Origin of the sequence: Ochrobactrum chromiisoli (assembly GCF_026241335.1) — a bacterium.
In the GTDB taxonomy this organism is placed as follows: Bacteria; Pseudomonadota; Alphaproteobacteria; order Rhizobiales; family Rhizobiaceae; genus Brucella; species Brucella chromiisoli.
Genome location: NZ_JAPHAV010000001.1, coordinates 488,552 through 510,396, shown reverse-complemented (window position 1 = coordinate 510,396; position 21,845 = coordinate 488,552). Strand labels below are relative to the sequence as shown.

Below are 21,845 nucleotides of genomic sequence, written 5' to 3'. Positions count from 1 at the left end.
TTATCCGTTCAGTTTCTTGCCTTCGGGATCATAGAAAACCATGCCCGAAACAACTGCTTCATGTACGCTACTATCCGGCATCGGCATATAAAGCGTTTCGCCCATACGATCCTTGCCACCCGATACCACAGCCATGGCGATAGACCGGCCCAGCGCCTCGCTCCAGTAAGACGACGTGACATGGCCAAGCATCGTCATCGGAACGGCCTGCTTTGGATCAGCGACAATCTGTGCACCTTCTTCGAGCACCAGCTTTGGATCTTTGGTTAGAAGGCCGACCAGATGCTTGCGATCCTTTTTCAGCATATCGGGGCGTGTCAGCGAACGCTTGCCGACGAAATCCGGTTTCTGCTTGCCAACAGCCCAGCCAAGGCTTGCATCATCCGGTGTTACCGTGCCGTCCGTATCCTGACCGACAATGATATAGCCTTTTTCCGCGCGCAGAACATGCATGGTTTCGGTGCCATAAGGCGTAATGTCATATTGCTGACCCGCTTCATAAAGCGCCTTCCACAGCGAAAGACCGTAACGAGCGGGCACGTTGATTTCATAGCCGAGTTCGCCGGTGAAGCTCATGCGGAACAGACGCGCCGGTACGCCGAGGAATTTGCATTCCGCGACCGACATATGCGAGAAAGCTTCATCGGAAATATCCAGACCTTCAACCATTGGCTCAATGAGCTTACGTGCATTCGGGCCATTGATTGCGACCACAGCCCACTGTTCAGTGGTCGATGTGAGCGAGACCTTCAAGTCCGGCCATTCAGTCTGGAGATAATCTTCCATCATATTGAGCACGCGAGCTGCACCGCCGGTCGTGGTGGTCACATGGAAACGATCCTGTGTCAGACGACCAACAACACCGTCATCGCGGATGAAGCCATCTTCGCCGAGCAGCAGACCATAACGGCAGCGACCGATACCAAGTTTCGTCCATGGATTGGTATACATACGGTTCATGAATTCGGCCGCATCCGGGCCAACCACTTCGATCTTGCCGAGCGTTGAAGCGTCGAACATGCCCAATGATTCACGTGTAGCACGACATTCACGCGCTACGGCCTGATGCATGTTTTCGCCGGTTTTCGGAAAATACCATGCGCGGCGCCACAGCGAAACCGGCTCGAAAGCTGCGCCATGCTGTTCGGCCCAGCTATCAATCGGTGTCTTGCGTGTGACATCAAACAGTTTGCCGCGATTGTAACCGCAGAAAGCGCCAAAGGTCGTCGGCGTATAAGGCGGACGGAAGGTGGTGAGGCCAACCTGCGGTGTCGGGCGCTTGAGCGCATCGGCTGCTACAGCCAGACCGTTGATGTTCGACGTCTTGCCCTGATCGGTCGCCATGCCGTTGGTGGTATAGCGCTTGACATGTTCGATGGAGTGAAAGCCTTCGCGCACAGCCAAACGAATATCCTTGGCGGTCACATCATTCTGGAAATCGATGAAAGCCTTGGCTTTGCCCGGATCGCGATCCGTTGGCAGTTCGCGCACGCTGATGCCATCGCAGATGAAATCACCGGCAACCGCATATTCGGATGCCTTGGCTTTATGGCCTGCATCCTTCGCAGCGGCAGCACCCGCTTCCGCACCCTCACGAAGAGCGGCCTGCAAATCGAAATTGCCATTACCAGCACCGGCACAGCGGCTTTCCTCGGTGCGTTCGCCCGGCAGATAGATCTGACGTGCTTCGTCCCAGATCAGCGAGCCTTTGGTGTGCGAGAAAAGATGCACACTCGGATTCCAGCCGCCCGACATCAGCAGAGCATCACAGGCAATCGTGCGCGCAGCACCGACCGAACCATTGGAAACCGGATTAGCGCGCACCGACGATACGCGATGGCGACCGCCTGTGTCCGTCACAGTCCAGCCCGTGAGCGTTTCAATGCCGAGCATTTTTGCACGATTGATAAGGCTGTCGGCAACGCTTGAACGCACATCGATGATGGCCGGAATTTTCACGCCTGCAACCGCGAGATCAAAAGCTGCAAGCCATGCGCTGTCATGCGAGGTGACGACAACCGCCTGATTGCCGACCTTGACGCCATAGCGGTTGAGATAGGTGCGGGCAGCGGAAGCCAGCATCACGCCGGGGCGGTCATTGCCCGCAAAGACCAGCGGCTTTTCAATCGCGCCCTGCGCCAAAACCACCTGCTTGGCACGCACGCGCCACATGCGTTCACGCGGGGCATTGGTGGCGAGCTTTGCCTGATGATCGGTCAGGCGCTCGCAAAGCCCGACCATGTTCTGATGATAATAGCCAATGGCAGTTGTGCGCGGCAAAAGCGTGACATTCGGATTGGCTTTAAGGACCGCAATAGTTTCACTGAGCCAGTCCCAGCTTGCGCGGCCATTGATGACCGGCTCTGGTTCCGACAGAAGCGAGCCGCCAAATTCGGCCTGTTCGTCAACGAGAATAACCTTCGCACCACTCTTTGCGGCCTCAAGCGCGGCAGCCAGACCGGCAGGTCCACCGCCAGCGATCAGCACGTCGCAGAAAGCATAGCGGCTGGCATAAGTGTCTGGGTCCGGTTCGGATGGCGACTTGCCAAGACCGGCAGCGCCACGGATGAAAGGCTCATAGACCTTGTTCCAGAAGCTCTTCGGCCACATGAAGGTCTTGTAGTAAAAGCCTGCCGAGAAGAACATGTAGAGCGCATCATTGATCGCGCCGACATCGTGTTTCAGCGACGGCCAGTGGTTCTGCGTTTCGGCCTTCAGACCCTCATAGAGTTCGAGAACCGTTGCGCGGGTATTCGGCTCGTAGCGACCCGGTCCTCTTGAGACGCCCATCAGCGCATTCGGCTCTTCGGAACCTGCGGAAAGAATACCGCGCGGACGGTGGTATTTAAATGAACGACCGGCCAGATGCTCGCCATTGGCAAGCAAAGCGGAGGCCAGCGTGTCGCCTTCAAAACCCGCATAGGATTTGCCATTGAAGCTGAACCGTACGGATTTGGCCTTATTGACACGGCCTTTGTTATGAATGCGCATATCGGTCATTATTTTGTCTCCGCAGCCGGAGTTTCTGCCAAAGCAGGACGGGGTTCACCGGCCTTGTAGGTGGTGACAAACTTGTCGCTCACCGTGTCACGCACCGCATTGAAGAAGCGACCGCAGCCATTGATATGCCGCCAGCGTTCATAATGGGTGCCGCGTGGATTGGAGCGTGTGAACAGGAAATCACGCCATTCATCATCGGAAAGCGTCGAGGGGTCGGCTGGACGCGCGATATGCGCTTCACCTGCATAAGCGAATTCCAGTTCAGGACGTTCCATCTCGCAATAAGGGCAACGGATAAGAAGCATTTTGTGTTTCCCCTATTCCTTAGTGCGCCACAGCGGCAGCAGCCGCTTCGTCGATCAGGCGACCGGTGGTGAAGCGTTCAAGCGTAAACGGTGCATTGATCCAGTGCGGTTCGTCACGGGCAATCGTATGCGCAAAGACATTGGCAGAACCCGGCGTCGCCTTGAAGCCGCCCGTGCCCCAGCCGCAATTGACATAAAGGCCCGGCACCGGCGTTTTGCCGATAATCGGCGAGCGATCCGGCGTAACATCAACGATACCACCCCATTTGCGCAACATGCGCATACGGGTAAAAATCGGGAAAACTTCGCAGATGGCAGCCAGCGTATGCTCGATCAACGGCAGACCGCCGCGCTGACTATAAGAGACATACTGGTCAGTGCCCGAACCAATCACCAGTTCGCCCTTGTCGGACTGGCTGATATAGGCATGGACCGTGTTGGACATGACCACGCAAGGGAAGATCGGCTTGACCGGCTCGGATACAAGCGCCTGTAGCGGATAGCTTTCAAGCGGCATACGCACACCGGCCGTATCCATCACGACGGAAGTGCTACCTGCCGCCGACACTGCGACCTTCTTTGCCTTGATCAAACCGCGCGGCGTTTCAACGCCGGTCACACGACCAGAGGCATCGCGACGAATAGCCGTTACCGGGCAATTCTGAATAATATCGACGCCGCGTTCAGTTGCGCCGCGTGCATAGCCCCATGCAACAGCATCGTGACGGGCAACACCACCGCGTCGCTGCAAGCTGGCACCAACAACAGGATACCGCGCATTGGCTGAAATATCGAGCGGCGGGCAGAATTCCTTCGCCTGCTCTTTGGTCAGCCATTCATTGTCGATGCCATTGAGACGGTTGGAATGGATGTGCCGCTTGAAGCTCTGCACATCATGCACGGTGTGCGCCAGCATCATCACGCCGCGCTGCGAGAACATAACGTTATAATTGAGGTCCTGGCTCAGCCCTTCCCACAGTTTCATCGCATGTTCGTAAAGATGTGCGCTCTCGTCATAGAGATAGTTGGAGCGGATAATGGTGGTGTTTCGACCAGTATTGCCGCCGCCAAGCCACCCTTTTTCAATCACCGCAACATTGGTGATGCCGTGTTCTTTCGCCAGATAATAGGCTGCACCCAGACCATGCCCGCCAGCACCGACAATGATCACATCATATTCGGCCTTGGGTTCGGCATTCGGCCATTGCGGTTTCCAGTTCTTGTTGCCGGACAGCGCATTGCCAACGATGGAAGCTAACGAAAAGCGGGACATATACAAACCACCAGTCTTACGGTTCATGCTCTCCTGTGGCGCATGAAAAACCTCTGACGATATTTGTATTGGGTAGCGCATAAAATCGACAGCAGACTTGCGTCAAAAGACGACACAAATACGACATGACCACCATTTCGCGACATTGTCGCCAAAAGGCCTTTGGGCCTTTCGTTCTTCGTATTTCGTAAAAGACACCACATTAGAAATCTTCAAAAAGATTTCATACTAATAGGACAACAATATTGTCCTTTTCTCTTTTCTTTTATTGCGTGAAGCGCTACTCAAGCGCTCATAAACACCCCTTTAAAGAGGGATAAAAGCAAGAAAGGTGATTTTATGACTAAGGAGAATATACTCGAAAGCGCTCTCGTTCGTCTTGATGAGGCTGCAAGTCATATCAATATCGATCCGGATGTTATCGAAAAGCTGAAATACGCCCGCGAAACCATGAAAGTGCGGTTGATGATCCGCATGGATGATGGATCGCGCAAATCCTTTCTTGCATGGCGCTGCCGTTATGACGACACGCGCGGACCGACCAAAGGTGGCATTCGCTACCATCCCGAAGCAACCGCTGAAGAAGTCGAAACGCTCGCTTTCTGGATGACCTTCAAATGCGCGGTCATGAACCTGCCTTATGGCGGCGGCAAGGGTGCCATTCAGGTTGATCCGCGTCAGCTCTCGAAAGCTGAACTGGAGCGTCTGTCGCGCGCCTATATTCAGGCTTTCTCCGGCATTATCGGCCCAGATCGCGATATTCCGGCACCCGACGTTTACACCAACTCAATGATTATGGGCTGGATGGCAGACGAGTATTCGCAGATCGTCGGCCAGTCTTCGCCCGCTGTTATCACCGGCAAGCCGCTGGCATTGGGCGGTTCTCTGGGTCGTAACGATGCGACAGCACGCGGCGGCTTTTATCTGGTGCGCCATCTTGCAGATGACCTCGGCCTCTCAAAGCAGCTTCGCGTCACGGTTCAGGGTTTTGGCAACGCCGGTCAGTTTATTGCAAAGCTGATGGCCAGCGATGGCCACAAGATCGTTGCCGTTTCGGATTCATCAGGAGCCGTCTACTGCGCTGATGGGCTTGATCTTGATGCCCTTTTGGAAGCCAAGGCACAGAACAAATCGGTTGTTTCCACCGCTGGCACCAGGGGGCATGAAGCCATTACCGCCAGTGAACTGGTTGCCGTGGATTGCGATGTTCTGGTGCCAAGCGCGATGGAAAACATGATCCATGCCGAGAATGCCGGTTCCATCAAAGCCAAGTTGATTGTCGAACTTGCCAATGGTCCTGTGACCGCTGAGGCTGACAAGATTCTGGCTGCGAACGGCACGATTGTGCTGCCGGATATTCTGGCAAACGCCGGTGGCGTGACAGTTTCGTATTTCGAGTGGGTTCAGAATCGTCAGGGTTATTACTGGACGCTCGAAGAAATCCATGAACGCCTCAAAACCATCATGGAACGCGAGGGACGCGCCATCTGGAACCACGCGAAACAACATAATGTCAGTCTTCGAACCGCCGCTTATGTTCATGCGCTGGAACGTCTTGCGCAGGCTATCGAAGCACACGGCACGCAAAACGATTTCGCGGCCTGATCTTTTGACTTGAATTGGTCCCTCCTGCCAGACTGTTGTCAGGAGGGAATTTTATATAAACTTTTCTTTTTGCCCGCGTGCCATAGTTTATCCGACATGGAATGAAACCAGCGCAGTGGGAAAAGAAACATGTTTTATCAAAGCCTTTTGAAGGGGTCTGCTTTCGCACTCGCCCTTTTAGCCGGTGCAAGCGCGCTCGCGAGCGTGGCGCAGGCACAGGTTGTCGTATCCTCCAAGATCGATACCGAAGGTGGCGTGCTTGGCAATATTATCATCGCGGTTCTCAACGCCAACAATATTGAAACCAAGGACCGCATCCAGCTTGGAGCCACGCCTGTTGTTCGTCAGGCCATAACGGCTGGGGAAATCGATATTTATCCTGAATATACCGGCAATGCCGCGTTCTTTTTCAACAAGGCGGATGATCCGCTCTGGAAAGATCCACTCAAGGCTTATGAGACAGCCAAAAAGCTTGATTATGATGCCAATAAAATTGTCTGGCTTACGCCTTCGCCTGCCAATAACACCTGGGGCATTGCCATTCGCAAGGATATCGCCGACGAAAACAAGCTGATAAGCTTGAGCGATTTCGGGAAATACACCGCCGATGGCGGCAAGGTGGTGCTTGCTGCATCGTCTGAATTTGTCAATTCGGCTGCGGCCTTGCCCGCATTCCAAACGGCCTATGCATTCACGCTTAAACCCGATCAGCTCATTACGCTCTCTGGCGGCGATACGGCAGCAACAATTTCAGCGGCAGCCAGTCAGACAAGCGGGGCAAATGCGGCTATGGTTTATGGCACCGATGGCGGCATCGCCCCTTCGGGTCTGGTGGTGCTAGAGGATGATAAGCACGTTCAGCCAGTCTATCAGCCAGCGCCGATTATTCGCGAAGACGTCCTTAAGAAGAATCCCGAAATTGAAGCTTTGTTGAAGCCGGTCTTTGAGAAACTCGACCTCACCACACTTCAGGACCTCAATGGTCGTGTCCAGCTTGGCGGGGAGCCGGCAAAGGCCGTTGCTGAAGACTTTCTCAAGAAAAACGGCTTTATCAACTAAGCTGACAGGGCAGCGAATTCTTGTCAGACACAATCACACATCACCGCCCATCGCACGGGACTGAAAAACGTTTGATTGACAAACTCGGACTGGTTTTCGCGGTCTTGGGCATGGGCGGAGTGCTGCTGCCTTTTGCGACATTGCGTCCAAACCGTATTGTGCAGGGAGAGGCACGCTTCCTGTTGGATGCCTTGCCAAGTTCAGTGAGCGCGGTGCTTCTCGCGGTCCTTGTAGCAAGCCTGATGATTGCGCTGTTTGTCAACACCCGGCTTCTCAGGCTTGCCGCAAGCAGCATTGCCCTTGCATGTTTGCTTGTGGCGCTGGGAAGTGCGGCGTCCCACCTCATGCCGGAGGGCAACGCCTATGCCCGTGTTTCGCCCGCCTCAGGCTTCTGGCTTTTGCTTTTCATGGCTGGGCTTTATGTGGCTGACAGTCTGGTGCGCTTGCAGATGCAACCGCTCGCCCGCATCGGGCTGCTGCTTTTTGCAACCGTGCTCTTGGGGTTGCTGTTATCGTCTACGCTCTGGGACAACATTTCCTTTATGAAGGAATATCAAAGCCGGGCACAGAGTTTCTGGAACGAAGCGCGCCGACATGTGGAACTGGCCCTGGGATCGCTTATTGCCGCAACCGTGATCGGCGTCCCCCTCGGTCTCGTCTGCTATCGCCTGCCCAGATTGCGCGCATATGTTCTCAACAGTCTCAACATCGTGCAGACAATCCCGTCCATGGCGCTTTTCGGGCTGTTGATCGCTCCGCTTGGCTGGTTTGCAATGCAGTTTCCGTGGGCGGCCAGCCTTGGCATTCGCGGCATTGGTGCCGCGCCAGCCTTTGTTGCGCTGTTTCTTTATTCGCTGCTGCCAATTGTTGCCAATACCGTGACAGGCCTGACCAATGTTCCTGCACCCATCACCGATGCGGCGCGCGGCATGGGCATGACGCGGTTGCAAAGCCTTTTTAAAACCGAAATGCCTCTGGCTTTTCCGGTCATTCTGACTGGCATTCGCATCGTGATGATTCAGAATATCGGACTGACCACCATTGCTGCATTGATCGGCGGCGGCGGTTTTGGCGTTTTCGTGTTTCAAGGCATTGGACAGAACGCCATGGATCTCGTGCTTTTGGGCGCGCTCCCCACCGTTCTGCTGGCCTTTGCTGCGGGTGTCATTCTCGATACCATCATAGACATTGCCCAAAAAGAGAAAACCGCATGATCGAGTTTGACCGCATTACCAAGCTTTATAACGGACGGGCAGCCGTTGACAGCGTCAGCTTCATGATCAAGCCGCACAGCATTGCAGCGATTGTCGGAACGTCCGGCTCGGGCAAAACAACCTTGCTGCGCATGGTCAACCGGCTGGAGGAGCCAACACATGGCGAAATCCGCATTGACGGCCAAACTATTCACGATGTGCCAGGCTATGAACTGCGGCGGCGTATCGGTTATGTCATCCAGCAACATGGGCTCTTCCCCCATCGCAGCGTCGCCGAAAACATCGCCACGGTTCCTGTTCTTTTAGGCTGGTCAAAAAGCCGTATAGAAGCCCGTGTCGATGAATTGCTCGAATTATTCCAGCTTGCGCCGCAAGATTATCGCGACCGTTATCCGCATGAGCTTTCAGGCGGGCAGGCGCAGCGTGTCGGGGTGGCCCGCGCCCTTGCAGCAAGCCCGAATATTCTGCTGATGGACGAACCTTTCGGAGCACTTGATCCCATTGTCAGGTTGAAGGCACAGGAAGATCTCAAAGCCATCCAAAAACGTCTTGGCACGACCATCCTGCTGGTTACGCATGATATGGAGGAAGCGATTTCGCTTGGCGACAGTATTGCGGTGATGGACGATGGAAAGTTGCTGCAATATGGCGCACCGGCGGAAATCCTCGCACATCCGACAAGCGAATTCGTGGAGCGTCTGGTCGGCACCGGTGAACGCCCGTTCCGGCTTTTGTCATTAACCGACCTTAAAACGGTGCTGCAACCGGGAGACGCCACAGGCGCAGCCTTTCCCGTCACAGCGTCGCTGCGCGATGCACTGGCGGAGCTGCTTTGGTCAGGGCGTAAAGCGCTGCCGGTTCACGATCATGACGGCAGGTCTCTGGGCCGCGTGACGCTGGAAACACTTCTGCATCAGGCCGAGCGTCCCAGATGAAGTTTCTTGTGTATCTCGCGCCGCGCCTGCTGCTTTTTGTCGTGTTGTTGCTGTTTCTTTTGCATCCGCATATGTTCGAACCGCTGTTGCGTCCGCTTGTCAATGAAGGCGCACCGGTCATTTATGAGCGCGCAAGTCTGCTGACCCTGACATTGCAGCATCTTGGGCTTGTCGCCGCTGCAACATGTGCTTCAGCGCTCATCGCCACTGCAATGGCAATCGGGGTTACGCGTGCATCGGGTGCGGAGTTTCTTCCGCTTTCACGAAGCCTTGTGAATATCGGGCAGACCTTTCCGCCTGTTGCCGTGCTCGCCCTTGCCGTTCCGGTGTTTGGTTTTGGCGATAAGCCAACACTTATCGCCCTGTTTCTTTATGGGATGTTGCCAATTTTTGAGAATACGCTCACAGGTTTGACCACCCTACCCGCGCCCGTGGTCGAAGCTGCCCGCGGCATGGGAATGACCAGCATGCAGCGCCTTGTAAAAGTGGAATTGCCCCTTGCAACACCGGTCATTCTGGGCGGCATCAGGCTGTCTGCGGTGATCGGACTTGCAACCGCCACAATCGGCTCCACGGTCGCAGCAAAGACGCTCGGCGAAGTCATCATCGCCGGGCTAATTTCCAACAATCTGGCTTTCATTATGCAAGGCGGTCTGGTGGTGGCCGCGCTTGCTATTTTGATTTTCGATGGCTTTCAGGCGCTTGAACGTCTGCTTGCAAAACGTATGGGACAAATTCCGGGTTAGATCTATAAATAGCGAGTAAGCGTTCCTATATGCTGGCAAAGAGAAAGCATTTCCAATAATTCAATCAAAACAGGAAATGCTCTATAAGCGGCGAGGAACGGGATGAATATCGGACAGGCAGCCACCGCATCGGGCATATCGGCGAAAATGATCCGCCATTATGAAGCCATCGGACTGATCGACGCCGCCGATCGGACCAGTTCCGGCTATCGCGTCTACACGCAAAAAGATGTCGAAACGCTGCGCTTTATTCGCTCAAGCCGTGATCTCGGATTTCAGGTCGATCAGATCAAAGCACTGCTCGCGCTCTGGCGGGATCGCAATCGTGCATCATCGGATGTGAAGAAGGTTGCGCTTATTCATGTTGAAGAACTGGAGGCCAAGATGCGCCAGCTTCAGGACATGGCCAACACGTTGCGTCACCTCGCGCATAACTGCCATGGGGATAATCGCCCCGACTGCCCGATCATTCAGGAGCTGGCCAACAGCAACGCCGAACAGTCCCACCGAAAAATGCCACGAAAAGGTGAACTGCTGCACGGAAAGCTTTGAACGAAAAAACGCCGGGAAATACCGGCGTTTTCGTTTGATAAGCGGTGTTATTTCGGCAGCTTGTAAGCGATCACATAATCGCCGGGCTTCGTGCCCACCGAACCATGACCACCGGCAACCATCAGCACATATTGCTCATCATCAACGGTATAGGTCATTGGTGTTGACTGACCACCCGCAGGCAGGCGTGCTTCCCAAAGCACCTTGCCATTGGTGAGATCATAAGCACGCAGATAGTCATCCACGGCTGCACCAAGGAACACCACGCCACCAGCCGTAATCATCGGGCCACCAATACCGGGAACACCAACTTTAAGCGGCAGAGGAACAGGCGCCATATCCTCGATTGTCCCATTGCGGTGCTTATAGGCAATTTTGCCGGTGCGCAGATCAACCCCCGCAACAAAGCCCCATGGCGGTGTCTGGCACGGAATGCCCAGCGGGCTGACGAATGGCCCCATAAAGACGCCATAAGGTGCGCCGTCATTGCGGTTCAGACCCTGTTCGCTGCCCTTCTCATCCTGACCGCGTGGCGGAACATCCGCACGTGGGACGAGCTTTGAGGTAAAGGCCAGATAAGTCGGCATACCGAACATAACCTGACGCACAGGATCGACCGCAACGCTGCCCCAGTTGAAGACACCGAAATTGCCCGGATAGACAATGGTGCCCTTCAGTGAAGGCGGCGTGTAACGGCCTTCATAGAAATGCTGGCGGAAAGCAATGCGGCATGCCAGCTGATCAAACAGGGTCACGCCCCACATGCTGCTTTCTGTAAGCGGTGCCGGGCTGAATGTCAGATCAGAGATCGGCTGCGTTGGGGATGTATGATCTTCCGGAATCGCGCCTGTTGGTGCTGCAATCTCGCTGATCGGGATGATTGGCTCACCCGTTCGGCGGTCCAGCACATAAATATCGCCCTGCTTGGTTGGACCAACCAGTGCCGGTACACCGTTGATCTCCAGCAGAACCGGCTGAGCAGGAACGTCCATATCCCAAAGATCGTGGTGAACCGTCTGGCGCACCCACTTGACTTGTCCCGTATTCACATCAAGGGCGACAATAGACGACGAGTATTTCTCAACATGATCGCTGCGATCCATGCCAAGCTGATCAGGAACCTGATTGCCCAGCGGAATGAAGATCAGGCCAAGCCCTTCATCGACGCTGAAAACTGACCAGCTGTTGGGCGAGTTCGTCGTGTAGTACTGGCCTTCCGGCAAAGGCGTCGTAACATCAGGATTGCCCGAATCCCAATTCCATAAGAGATCACCGGTGCGAATATCGAAGGCGCGGATAACGCCCGACTGTTCTTCGGTCGAATAATTATCATTGACCGCACCGCCGACGATAATCTTGTCACCAACGACTGCCGGCGGCGAGGTCGAATAATAATAGCCGGCCGGATTATATTTCATGCCCTGACCAAGATCGAGCGTGCCGCCATTGGCAAAATCGGTGCAAATTTCACCCGTCTGCGTATCAAGCGCAATCAGGCGCGCATCCGAAGTCGGCAGATAAACGCGTTCGGAACATTTGGCACCGGCGGCTGCGGTCGAATCTTTCCAGTGGCTCACACCGCGGCAGGTCTGGTGCTGACGGTCCGTATTGAAGCCGACCTTGGGATCGAATTTCCACTTTTCCTTGCCGGTTGCCGCATCCAGCGCAATCGCCCAGTTGTGCGGCGTGCAGAGGTAAAGGGAATCGCCAATTTTCAGCGGTGTCACCTGATAGGTGGTTTCGCCCACATCCTGTGGCTGCTTCACATCGCCGGTTTGATATTGCCAGGCAACTTGCAGCTTGGAAACATTTTCCGGCGTTATTTGTGTGAGGGGCGAATAGCGCTGGCCATAAGGCGTACGGCCATATTGATGCCACTCGCCATCCGGCACATTGCCACCCAAATCAGGTGATGAAACCACCTTTTCGGTGGGCAGGTCGCCCGAAATATTCCACGGATCCTGCGTCATCGAATAACCGGCGACCACCAAAGCCGCCAGTGTGGCAATGGTCAGTGGCAAACCGCCACCATTGAGTGGTTTTCTGATCCATGGCGTGAGTAGCCATAGACCAAGCAGAACGATAACGCCGCCTGTTGAACCAAGGCCCCACCAGTCGAAGCCGACTTCAGACACAGCCCAGCCAAGTGCGCCGAGAATGACGAGCGCGTAAATCCAAAGCGCAATTGCGCTTCTCTTGAGGAGGAAAAAGCCCGTCAGAAGAAAGCCAATGGCAGCGATGACGAAAAACCAGCTGCCGCCCAGCGTGACAAGGTAGATGCCTGCGGCACCCAGTCCAAGACCTATCAATAAAAGTAAAATAGCCGTCAGAGAAACAAGCAAGACATTACCCCCTTCGAGTAGTGACCATGGCCCTGCCGTGCATCGCAGTTCGACTGACTAAAGCTGCACGGATAGAGAAATTCGAGGTATTCCTGATTTTGGTGGAAGTGTTGCAGCAAATGGCTTTGCAGGCAACACAACACTGCCTGCCCAAACAAATAGGCGGCAAAAGGAAAAATCCAGAGGCGACCATGTAAAAGAACCAAAGACCTATCGGCAACCCAGAGGGTTGCCGATCAAGGGTAAAGGATCAAGCCATCGGGCTCTTGAAGCTCCGGAGGCGCAGCGCATTGCTGAGAACAAAAATGCTGGAAAGCGCCATCGCACCTGCCGCCAACATCGGCGAAAGAAGTGTGCCGGTAAACGGATAAAGAATACCCGCTGCAACAGGGATCAGCGCCACGTTATAGGCGAAGGCCCAGAACAGATTTTCGCTGATGTTGCGGATCGTTGCCTTGGAGATGGCAATCGCGTTTACCACGCCACGCAAGTCACCCGACATAAGCACGACATCCGCGCTTTCAATCGCAATATCTGTGCCGGTGCCAATCGCAATGCCCACATCGGCAGCAGCCAGCGCCGGAGCATCATTGATGCCATCACCCACAAAGGCAATGCGCTTGCCGCCAGCCGACAGCCGCTTCAAAGCCTCAACCTTGCCATCGGGCAGCACTTCCGCAACCACTTCGTCAATGCCAAGGCGCTTGGCAATCGCCTGGGCAGTGCGGCGATTATCGCCGGTAATCATTGCCACTTTCAGCCCCTGCTCATGCATGGCGGCAATCGCGGCAGGCGTGGTTTCCTTCATCGGATCGGCAACCGTGATGATTGCCGCCAGCTTGCCGTCGATTGCCGCATAAAGCGGGGTCTGGCCTTCATCCCCCAAACGGCTTGCATCATCGGCAAAGACTGCAACATCAGCCCCAAGCTTGTGCATATAGCGATCAGCGCCAATGGCAACTTCATGGCCCGATACAGTGGCTTTCAGCCCGAAACCCGGAACGGATTCAAAGGCAGAAACATCGGCGAGCTTCAGGCCCTTTTCCTTTGCAGCCACCACAATGGCATCGGCGATCGGATGTTCGGAGCGCACTTCCACCGCTGCAACCAGCGCCAGCGCTTCGTCCTGATCAATGCCATCAACGACAGCAAAATGCGCCAGTGCTGGCTTTCCCTGTGTCAGCGTTCCGGTCTTATCAACCGCAATCACCGAGGCATCGCGCAAGGTTTGCAGCGCATCACCACGGCGGAACAACACGCCAAATTCAGCGGCCCGACCTGTGCCGACCATGATTGAAGTCGGGGTGGCTAGGCCCATAGCGCATGGGCAAGCGATGATAACAACCGCAATGGCGTCGACCAGCGCATAGCCCATCATGGCCGTGCCACCGATAACAAGCCATGCAATGAAGGTAAGAGCCGCCGCAGCCAGAACGGCTGGCACAAACCAGCCAGTGACCTTATCGACCTTCGCCTGAATGGACAGCTTGTCGGCCTGTGCATCTTCGACCATGCGCACGATCTGCGAAATGACCATATCCCGGCCAACTTTTGTGGCGCGGAAGGTGAAGGCGCCCGTCTTGTTGATCGTGCCGCCAACAACTTCTGCACCCGCATCCTTGGCAACAGGAACAGGTTCGCCGGTAATCATCGATTCATCCACATAGGACGAGCCTTCGATCACCGCACCATCAACCGGAACTTTCTCACCCGGGCGCACCTGCACAATATCACCAGCGCGCACATCTTCCAGCGACACATCAACTGTTTCACCATTGCGCACGACGCGTGCTGACTTCGCCTGCAAGCCAACGAGACGGCTGATTGCCGCCGAAGTTCGGCCTTTGGCGCGCGCTTCCAGATAGCGACCAATCAGAATCAGCGTGACAATGACGGCAGCAGCTTCAAAGTAAACATTGACCGTACCGACAGGCAGAATATCTGGCCAGAAGGTCGCAACAACCGAAAAGCCCCAGGCGGCAGTTGTGCCGACCACAACCAGCGAGTTCATATCGGGGGCTGCGCGCAGAAGGGCTGGGATACCTTTTTTGAAAAAGCGCATGCCGGGGCCAAAAAGCACAAGCATGGTCAGCACAAACTGGAAATACCAGCTGTTCTGCGTTCCAATCATATCCATGACCAGCATGTGCACCGCTGGAATAAGATGCGATCCCATCTCCAGAATGAAAACCGGCAGTGTCAGAACCGCAGCAAAGATAGCGTTCTTTTTCAGATCAAGCGCTTCGGCATCGCGTTTGTCGGATTGCGTTTCCTGCTTCGCATCGCTCAGCGCTTCTTCGAGAGAACGGGCTTCATAGCCCGCGTTTTCAACCGCCTTGATAAGGTCGCCCAGTGGCACCTGCCCCGCAAGTTCAACACGCGCGCGTTCAGTCGCAAGATTAACGCTGGCACGGGTTACGCCCGGCACCGCATTCAATGCCTTTTCAACCTTGCTCACACAGGAAGCGCAGCTCATGCCTTCAATGGCAAGATCGGCACTTCCCGATGGCACATCATAACCCGCCTTGCGGATCGCATCGATGACAGCGGGCATGTCAGGCGCAGCCTTGAAGGTCACATCGGCGCGCTCGGTTGCGAGGTTGACGGACACCTTGTCGACGCCCGGCACTTTCGCGACTGCCTTCTCAACGGAAGACACGCAGGAGGCGCAGCTCATCCCCTCGACGGGAATAGCGAAACTTGTGTTTTCGGGTTTGACTGGCTTGTTCATGGCAATCCCTTCCAGCTCTTTTATCAAGAGCGAATTCGTGAGTTGCATGAATACATAACCCTTCCAACCGTTGGAAGGTCAAGTCTTATACCGAAATGATTTTCAGACGACCATTTCGTTTTGAGGATGCATTGCAGCGAGAATCGATCCGCAGCGGGTCTGAATGAATTCAGGCACCTCAGTTGCAGGCATCGGACGCCCCATCAGAAAGCCCTGTACTTCACCGAAATTCTGTTTTCGCAAACATTCAAGTTGCTGCGTGGTTTCCACGCCTTCGGCCGTCGTGACAATCTGAAAGCCAGCACCCAGTGTGGCCACGGCCTGAATGATCGCAAGATCGCGGGTATCAAGCTCGATACCCGACACGAAACTGCGATCCACCTTGATCTTGTCGAACGGGAACGAGCGCAGATAACTTAGCGATGAATAGCCGGTTCCGAAATCATCCATGGCAATCCGCACGCCCAAACGACGCAACTCGAATAAGAGTTCAATGTTATGTTTGCTGTTTTTAAGAAACACCGATTCCGTGATTTCAAGTTCCAAACGCGCTGGAGACAGAGCCGCAGCGTCAAGAGCATCTGTCACCGAATCAAGCAGAAAGCTTTGATTGAACTGCACCGGAGAAAGATTGACGGAAACCTTGATATCGGCTGGCCAAGATGCAGCCTCGCGACAAGCTTGCCTGAGCACCCAGTCTCCGATCGGCCCTATCAGACCGGCTTCCTCCGCAACCGGAATAAATTCGACCGGCGACACCATGCCCAGCGATGGATGACGCCAGCGCAGCAAAGCTTCAAAACCGGATATACGCCCTGATTCGAGATTAAAAATCGGCTGATAATGGAGCTCAAACTGCTGCGCGGCCAACGCCATCCGCAGATCGGAAGTCATGGCGTGGCGCTTTTCGACGGCCAGTCGCAGCGAATGCTGGTAGAAACGGAACGTCCTGCGGCCATCAGCCTTGGCAGCATAAAGCGCAAGATCAGCACTCAGCATCAGCGCGTCAGGATCCTCGCCATGCAAAGGGGCATGGGCGATGCCAACACTGCAAGAGACGAATTCCATTGTATCACCAAGATCAAATGGATCCTGAAAGGACGAAAGAAGGCAATCAGCAAACATTGCAATCTGGGAAATCGTATCGCTGCGGAAGATAAAGGCGAACTCATCATCACCCAAACGCGCCAAAAACTGCTCGCAGGTTGTGATGCTCTTGAGGCGTGCGGCCACCTGCGTGAGCAGCAAATCGCCGATCTGGTGGCCCCTGCTGTCGTTGATGGTCTTAAAGTGATCGATATCAAGATAGAACAGCGCAAATGCCGGTGCGCGCTCACCCTTTTTCAGAATAGTTTCAATATATTGTGAAAAATAGGCGCGGTTCGGCAAATCGGTCAGACTATCGTGCATGGCAACATGTGTCATGCGCTGTGCGGTCTGTGTGCGCTCGGTAATATCTTCCATGAGCCCAATCAGATAACGTGAACTGCCACCATCAACGGGTGGGATTGGACGCTTGATGATCCGCAGCCTGCGTGGCGTCCCGTCCGCGCTACGAATATCACGCTCAAGGGTCAAAACACCCTCGCGGCGCATCGCCAGACGATCCTGCTGCGTCAGAAGCTTTGCTTCCTCACGTGGGAAAACTTCCGTATCAATTGAGCCAATTACATCCTGAATTTTATAACCGCTTATCGTGGATGCAGCCTTGTTATAGAGAAGGTAACGGCCTTTGTCCTGCATGTCCTTGATGAAGACGCCAAGCGGCATATTGTCGATAAGGCCATCAAGCAACGACTGGGTATGGCTCGCCTGACGGTTGGCCTCCTCAAGCGCGGTCATATCCTGCACGATCGCAAGAATTGCCCGCCTGCCTTCAAAGATGACCTCACGCCCATAGGTCACAACATCAATGATCTGGCCATTGGCTTTGAGGTGCTGCCAGCCTTCGGGCCGCTCCAGATCACTTCCACTGCGCACAGCATCCAGCATCCGGTCCCGCTCGGCTTGCGGACGAATATCCAGAACCGTCATCTCAGGTATTTTGTGAGCCGGGTATCCATAAAGCGCGTAAGCCGCTTCATTCATCACGATAAAACGCAATGTCTTTGGATCATACACCCACATAGGTGTCGGGTGCGTTGTAAAGAGAATGCGAAAATCCTCTTCGGATGTGCGCACCAAAGCAGCGTCCGAGTGAGCCCCACCGGCTTCCCGATTCCTCATCATTGTCCCCTCATCAGACTGGCCCTGATCCAATCTCCCCGCGAGAGGATGTCTCCAGGAATAAAGTAAGTCGTCTGCAATGGACGACATTCTCCCCTGCATTGATTTAACGCATGGTTATTTAAAAAGTCATATAGAAAATTGGGGTGCTTATAAATTTATTTGCAGATTGCAATTCTTAAGGCTGCTTGACCCACCTGCCGTTCCGTCCTATGCCTAAAGCACAAAATTCGTTGGGGTGCCTCATCAGAGGCTGAGAGACGCTGATCGCGTTAACCCATTGAACCTGATCCGGGTAATACCTGCGTAGGGAACGGAGTTTGGCGCGTCGCGAACAAGGAGGAAATATCCTCCATGGGGCAAAGCCCCAAAAGCAAGTTCATGACGTCTCAATTTTCCGTTCGGAATGAGAGACGACATGATGGACTTAAGACAAAGCCTCTCCCGAACCAAAGCAAGCAGTGGCGCATCCGTGCCTATCTGCGTGACGATTGCCGGCTCCGACAGCAGCGGCGGCGCGGGCATTCAGGCTGATCTCAAGAGCTTTTCAGCGCTCGGCGTCTATGGCGCGAGCGTGATCACCGCAATCACAGCGCAGAACACACTGGCCGTCACAGCTGTCCATGACATTCCGTCTGAAATCGTTGCTGCGCAAATCGATGCCGTCTTCAGCGATCTCAATGTGGCTTCCGTCAAAATCGGTATGGTTTCCGTGCCGCAAACCATTCTGGCCATCGCCAAGGGCCTTGCATCATTCTCCAGACCGGTGGTTCTTGATCCGGTGATGGTCGCGAAATCCGGCGACCGGCTTTTAAGCGAGGCCGCGATCTCGACATTGCGCGATGAACTGATCCCACTTGCAAGCGTTCTGACGCCCAACAGGCCGGAAGCTGCCTGCCTGCTCGATTGTGCAACTGCGCGCAATGACGATGAGGCGGAAGAACAGGGGCGCGCCCTGCTCAAGCTCGGCGCAAAGGCCGTGCTCATGAAGGGCGGACATGCCGAAGGCGACGTCTGCACTGACCTCCTCATCCGTACCGATCTGCCGACAATCCGACTGGAAGCGCCACGTATCGACACACAGAACACCCACGGTACAGGCTGCACGCTTTCGTCAGCCATTGCAGCCGGCCTTGGCAAAAACTTGGTCTTAGAACAGGCACTTCAAGAAGCGCACAGCTACCTGCAAGCGGCCATCCGAGCGGCAAACAGCTTGCAAGTCGGCAGCGGCCATGGGCCCGTGCATCACTTTCATAATTTATGGGAGACAGTGTGATGCGCGTCACCATCATTGGCGCTGGCGTTGCTGGTCTCGCTTGCGCTGCGGAATTTAACGATCAGGGACATGCTGTCACCGTGATTGCGAAAAGCACCGCAATCGGCGCTGACTGCTGCTCATGGTTTGCAGGCGGCATGCTGGCACCATGGTGCGAAGGCGAGAGTGCGGAAGAACCCGTCGTCAGACTGGGACAAGAGGCGATTGGCTGGTGGGAACGGCATGTCTCAACGGTCCATCGCAAGGGCACGCTGGTCATATCGCATAATCGCGATGCAACCGAGCTTCGCCGCTTTGCCCGTCGCACCCAAGCCTTTGATACGATTGATCAAGAACAGATTGATGCACTGGAACCGGACCTTGCAGGCCGTTTCCGGCAGGGGCTTTTCTTTGCGCAAGAAGGCCATCTCAGCCCACGGGAAACACTGATTGAGCTTGCCGAAAACCTGCAAAAGAAAGGCGTGGTCTTTCATCTCGGACAAGATGCGAAAGACGTCAAAATCGACACAGATATAACGGTTGATGCACGTGGTCTGGCAGCACGCGATCAGCTTACCGATCTGCGCGGTGTGAAGGGCGAAATGCTGATTGTCCGCTCGCGCGACATCAATCTTTCGCGTCCTGTGCGCCTGCTGCATCCGCGCATTCCGCTTTACATCGTACCGCGTGGCGACGGCATCCACATGATCGGCGCAACCATGATCGAAAGCGATGAACGGGGCGGTATCAGCGTTCGCTCGACACTTGAAATGCTAAGTGCCGCCTATGCACTGCATCCTGCCTTTGGCGAGGCAGAAATTCTGGAAACCGGCGTCGATGCCCGCCCCGCCTTCCCCGACAATCTGCCGCGTGTGCGCAAGCGTGGCCAAACAATCTATGTCAACGGGCTTTACCGGCACGGCTTTCTGCTCTCGCCTGCGGTTGCACGCATGGCGGTTGCAGCAGCAACCGGGGCCGAACAAGGACAAGAATTTTTAGAGGAAATGGCATGACCATTGTTCTGAATGGCGAGGTCTTTGAGACCACGAGCACCAATCTTTTCGCTTTGCTTGCAGAAATCGAACTTGATGAGGCGGTGGTGGCAACCGCGCTCAACGGTGAATTCATTGCAGGCGACGAGCGCGAGGAAACCCTGATCACCGAAGGCGACCGTATCGAAGTTCTCGCCCCCATGCAGGGAGGCTAAGATGCTGGAATTTTACGGAAAAACATTTGATAGCCGCCTGCTCTTGGGAACGGCGCAATATCCATCACCCGCTATTCTTGCCGACAGCGTTCGCGCGTCCAAGACGGAAATCGTGACGGTCTCGCTTAGGCGCGAGAGCGGGAACCAGCGTGCAGGTCAGGACTTCTGGACCCTCATCAAAGATTTGGGTGTGTCGGTTCTGCCCAACACGGCAGGCTGTCACACGGCGCGGGAAGCTGTGACCACGGCAAAAATGGCGCGGGAAGTTTTCGGCACCAACTGGATCAAGCTTGAAGTCATCGGCGATCACGACACGTTGCAACCCGATCCATTCGGGCTGGTCGAAGCAGCGCGTATTCTCTGCGACGACGGTTTTGACGTCTTTCCCTATATGAATGACGATCTGGTGGTGGCGGAAAAACTGATTGAGGCAGGCTGCAAGGTGCTGATGCCTTGGGGTGCGCCGATTGGTTCAGGTCGCGGTCTCAACAATCCTTATGCGCTGAAAACCATGCGCGCGCATTTCCCCGATATTCCACTGGTTGTGGATGCAGGGATTGGTGTGCCATCGCACGCTGCAACCGCCATGGAGCTTGGCTTTGATGCCGTGCTGATCAACACCGCCGTTGCCAAAGCGGGTGATCCCGCCGCCATCGCCCGCGCTTTTGCGCTCGCTGTTGAAGCCGGTCGCATCGCCTATGAAGCGGACCCGATTGAAGCCCGCGACATGGCTGCCCCCTCCACCCCCCTTATCGGAAAGGCGTTTGTGTAATGGCCCTTGATCCGTTCTACCCGATCTTTGACAGCGCCAGCTGGTGTGAGCGCATGGTGCCGCTTGGCATCAAACTCGTGCAGCTGCGCATCAAGGATAAGAGCGATAGCGAATTGCGCACCGAAATCCGCGCAGCCCGCGACATCTGCGCCCGCTATGATTGCCAGCTCATCATTAATGACTACTGGAAACTGGCTATTGAGGAAGGCTGCGACTTCATCCATCTCGGTCAGGAAGACCTTGATGACGCCGATCTTGATGCAATCCACGCGAGCGGCGTGAAGCTCGGTGTATCCAGCCATGATGAGGCAGAACTTGATCGCGCATTAGCGCTACGGCCTGCCTATATCGCACTCGGTCCGGTCTATCCGACCATTCTAAAAAAGATGAAATGGCATGAACAAGGACTGGACCGCGTCAGTCAATGGAAAGCCACCCTCGGCGATATTCCGCTCGTTGGCATTGGCGGCATGAATGTGGATCGTGCGCCGAGCGTCTTTAATGCAGGTGCTGACATTGTTTCAGTCGTCACCGACATCACTCTCAATCCCGATCCCGAAGCCCGCGTGCGGGAATGGATCGAAGTTACACGCGCCTATGTAATTTAGTTTCAGGAGGAAACA

The 21,845-nt window shown here is 55.0% G+C and carries 18 protein-coding genes and 1 riboswitch; of the genes, 12 read left to right on the top strand and 6 right to left on the bottom strand.

Annotated elements, in window-relative coordinates:
- The 3 genes from OPR82_RS02420 to OPR82_RS02410 are packed head-to-tail and all read right to left on the bottom strand — an operon-like array spanning position 1 to position 4,578.
- Positions 1–3,000, bottom strand: coding sequence for a sarcosine oxidase subunit alpha (locus OPR82_RS02420; protein WP_265982803.1), 3,000 nt, complete (start codon positions 2,998–3,000; stop codon positions 1–3).
- On the bottom strand, positions 3,000–3,305 hold the full coding sequence (locus tag OPR82_RS02415; RefSeq protein ID WP_007873390.1) for a sarcosine oxidase subunit delta: 306 nt from the start codon (positions 3,303–3,305) through the stop codon (positions 3,000–3,002). Before OPR82_RS02415 ends, OPR82_RS02420 begins: the two co-directional genes overlap by 1 nt.
- A 19-nt stretch (positions 3,306–3,324) precedes the next feature.
- On the bottom strand, positions 3,325–4,578 hold the full coding sequence (locus OPR82_RS02410; protein WP_265983831.1) for a sarcosine oxidase subunit beta family protein: 1,254 nt from the start codon (positions 4,576–4,578) through the stop codon (positions 3,325–3,327).
- A 339-nt stretch (positions 4,579–4,917) separates the two neighbouring features.
- On the opposite strand from OPR82_RS02410, the gene OPR82_RS02405 reads away from it, so the two are divergent.
- The 6 genes from OPR82_RS02405 to cueR all read left to right on the top strand — a co-directional run bounded on the left by OPR82_RS02405 (position 4,918) and on the right by cueR (position 10,689).
- Positions 4,918–6,183, top strand: coding sequence for a Glu/Leu/Phe/Val family dehydrogenase (locus OPR82_RS02405; RefSeq protein ID WP_265982800.1), 1,266 nt, complete (start codon positions 4,918–4,920; stop codon positions 6,181–6,183).
- A gap of 129 nt (positions 6,184–6,312) precedes the next feature.
- Positions 6,313–7,242: a glycine betaine ABC transporter substrate-binding protein OsmF gene (gene osmF / locus OPR82_RS02400; protein WP_265982798.1), complete on the top strand. Its 930-nt coding sequence runs from the start codon at positions 6,313–6,315 to the stop codon at positions 7,240–7,242.
- A gap of 110 nt (positions 7,243–7,352) precedes the next feature.
- Positions 7,353–8,456: an ABC transporter permease gene (locus OPR82_RS02395; RefSeq protein ID WP_265983830.1), complete on the top strand. Its 1,104-nt coding sequence runs from the start codon at positions 7,353–7,355 to the stop codon at positions 8,454–8,456.
- Positions 8,453–9,391, top strand: coding sequence for an ABC transporter ATP-binding protein (locus tag OPR82_RS02390; RefSeq protein WP_265982796.1), 939 nt, complete (start codon positions 8,453–8,455; stop codon positions 9,389–9,391). The genes OPR82_RS02395 and OPR82_RS02390 overlap by 4 nt, the downstream gene beginning before the upstream one ends.
- A complete protein-coding gene (locus OPR82_RS02385; protein WP_265982795.1) occupies positions 9,388–10,137 on the top strand; it encodes an ABC transporter permease in 750 nt (249 codons plus the stop codon). The genes OPR82_RS02390 and OPR82_RS02385 overlap by 4 nt, the downstream gene beginning before the upstream one ends.
- Before the next feature lie 102 nt (positions 10,138–10,239).
- Positions 10,240–10,689 carry a Cu(I)-responsive transcriptional regulator gene (gene cueR / locus OPR82_RS02380; protein ID WP_265982793.1) on the top strand — a complete coding sequence of 150 codons (450 nt, stop codon included), beginning with the start codon at positions 10,240–10,242 and terminating at the stop codon, positions 10,687–10,689.
- Between the two features lie 47 nt (positions 10,690–10,736).
- Here cueR and OPR82_RS02375 read toward each other — a convergent pair whose 3' ends face one another.
- Positions 10,737–13,031: a glucose/quinate/shikimate family membrane-bound PQQ-dependent dehydrogenase gene (locus OPR82_RS02375; RefSeq protein WP_265982792.1), complete on the bottom strand. Its 2,295-nt coding sequence runs from the start codon at positions 13,029–13,031 to the stop codon at positions 10,737–10,739.
- A 26-nt stretch (positions 13,032–13,057) separates the two neighbouring features.
- On the opposite strand from OPR82_RS02375, the gene OPR82_RS02370 reads away from it, so the two are divergent.
- The gene (locus OPR82_RS02370; RefSeq protein WP_265982790.1) at positions 13,058–13,228 is read left to right on the top strand and encodes a hypothetical protein; all 171 of its coding nucleotides are present in this window, start codon (positions 13,058–13,060) and stop codon (positions 13,226–13,228) included.
- Between the two features lie 53 nt (positions 13,229–13,281).
- Here OPR82_RS02370 and OPR82_RS02365 read toward each other — a convergent pair whose 3' ends face one another.
- Together OPR82_RS02365 and OPR82_RS02360 are read right to left on the bottom strand one after the other, a co-directional pair.
- Positions 13,282–15,762: a heavy metal translocating P-type ATPase gene (locus OPR82_RS02365; protein WP_265982788.1), complete on the bottom strand. Its 2,481-nt coding sequence runs from the start codon at positions 15,760–15,762 to the stop codon at positions 13,282–13,284.
- Between the two features lie 102 nt (positions 15,763–15,864).
- Positions 15,865–17,988 (bottom strand): sensor domain-containing protein, encoded by a 2,124-nt coding sequence (locus tag OPR82_RS02360; RefSeq protein WP_265983828.1) that lies wholly within the window; start codon positions 17,986–17,988, stop codon positions 15,865–15,867.
- 224 nt (positions 17,989–18,212) lie between these two features.
- Positions 18,213–18,318, top strand: a riboswitch (TPP riboswitch).
- Positions 18,319–18,409: 91 nt separating this feature from the next.
- Here OPR82_RS02360 and thiD point away from each other — a divergent pair.
- From thiD to OPR82_RS02335, 5 genes are read left to right on the top strand one after another with little or no spacing between them, the layout of a single operon-like run.
- Entirely contained in the window at positions 18,410–19,264 is an 855-nt protein-coding gene (thiD, locus tag OPR82_RS02355; protein WP_265983827.1) for a bifunctional hydroxymethylpyrimidine kinase/phosphomethylpyrimidine kinase, read from the top strand.
- Positions 19,264–20,256, top strand: a complete 993-nt coding sequence (thiO, locus tag OPR82_RS02350; RefSeq protein ID WP_265982786.1) for a glycine oxidase ThiO — start codon at positions 19,264–19,266, stop codon at positions 20,254–20,256. The genes thiD and thiO overlap by 1 nt, the downstream gene beginning before the upstream one ends.
- Positions 20,253–20,450: a sulfur carrier protein ThiS gene (gene thiS, locus OPR82_RS02345; protein ID WP_265982785.1), complete on the top strand. Its 198-nt coding sequence runs from the start codon at positions 20,253–20,255 to the stop codon at positions 20,448–20,450. Before thiO ends, thiS begins: the two co-directional genes overlap by 4 nt.
- A 1-nt stretch (position 20,451) precedes the next feature.
- A complete protein-coding gene (locus tag OPR82_RS02340; RefSeq protein ID WP_265982783.1) occupies positions 20,452–21,222 on the top strand; it encodes a thiazole synthase in 771 nt (256 codons plus the stop codon).
- The gene (locus tag OPR82_RS02335; protein WP_265982781.1) at positions 21,222–21,830 is read left to right on the top strand and encodes a thiamine phosphate synthase; all 609 of its coding nucleotides are present in this window, start codon (positions 21,222–21,224) and stop codon (positions 21,828–21,830) included. Before OPR82_RS02340 ends, OPR82_RS02335 begins: the two co-directional genes overlap by 1 nt.
- Positions 21,831–21,845: the final 15 nt, after the last annotated feature.

Bases quoted from the DNA above. Each gene is read 5' to 3' on its own strand.
- OPR82_RS02420 (WP_265982803.1), bottom strand. From the start codon at position 3,000: ATGACCGATATGCGCATTCATAACAAAGGCCGTGTCAATAAGGCCAAA.
- OPR82_RS02415 (WP_007873390.1), bottom strand. From the start codon at position 3,305: ATGCTTCTTATCCGTTGCCCTTATTGCGAGATGGAACGTCCTGAACTG.
- OPR82_RS02410 (WP_265983831.1), bottom strand. From the start codon at position 4,578: ATGTCCCGCTTTTCGTTAGCTTCCATCGTTGGCAATGCGCTGTCCGGC.
- OPR82_RS02405 (WP_265982800.1), top strand. From the start codon at position 4,918: ATGACTAAGGAGAATATACTCGAAAGCGCTCTCGTTCGTCTTGATGAG.
- osmF (WP_265982798.1), top strand. From the start codon at position 6,313: ATGTTTTATCAAAGCCTTTTGAAGGGGTCTGCTTTCGCACTCGCCCTT.
- OPR82_RS02395 (WP_265983830.1), top strand. From the start codon at position 7,353: ATGGGCGGAGTGCTGCTGCCTTTTGCGACATTGCGTCCAAACCGTATT.
- OPR82_RS02390 (WP_265982796.1), top strand. From the start codon at position 8,453: ATGATCGAGTTTGACCGCATTACCAAGCTTTATAACGGACGGGCAGCC.
- OPR82_RS02385 (WP_265982795.1), top strand. From the start codon at position 9,388: ATGAAGTTTCTTGTGTATCTCGCGCCGCGCCTGCTGCTTTTTGTCGTG.
- cueR (WP_265982793.1), top strand. From the start codon at position 10,240: ATGAATATCGGACAGGCAGCCACCGCATCGGGCATATCGGCGAAAATG.
- OPR82_RS02370 (WP_265982790.1), top strand. From the start codon at position 13,058: ATGGCCCTGCCGTGCATCGCAGTTCGACTGACTAAAGCTGCACGGATA.
- OPR82_RS02365 (WP_265982788.1), bottom strand. From the start codon at position 15,762: ATGAACAAGCCAGTCAAACCCGAAAACACAAGTTTCGCTATTCCCGTC.
- OPR82_RS02360 (WP_265983828.1), bottom strand. From the start codon at position 17,988: ATGAGGAATCGGGAAGCCGGTGGGGCTCACTCGGACGCTGCTTTGGTG.
- thiD (WP_265983827.1), top strand. From the start codon at position 18,410: ATGGACTTAAGACAAAGCCTCTCCCGAACCAAAGCAAGCAGTGGCGCA.
- thiO (WP_265982786.1), top strand. From the start codon at position 19,264: ATGCGCGTCACCATCATTGGCGCTGGCGTTGCTGGTCTCGCTTGCGCT.
- thiS (WP_265982785.1), top strand. From the start codon at position 20,253: ATGACCATTGTTCTGAATGGCGAGGTCTTTGAGACCACGAGCACCAAT.
- OPR82_RS02340 (WP_265982783.1), top strand. From the start codon at position 20,452: ATGCTGGAATTTTACGGAAAAACATTTGATAGCCGCCTGCTCTTGGGA.
- OPR82_RS02335 (WP_265982781.1), top strand. From the start codon at position 21,222: ATGGCCCTTGATCCGTTCTACCCGATCTTTGACAGCGCCAGCTGGTGT.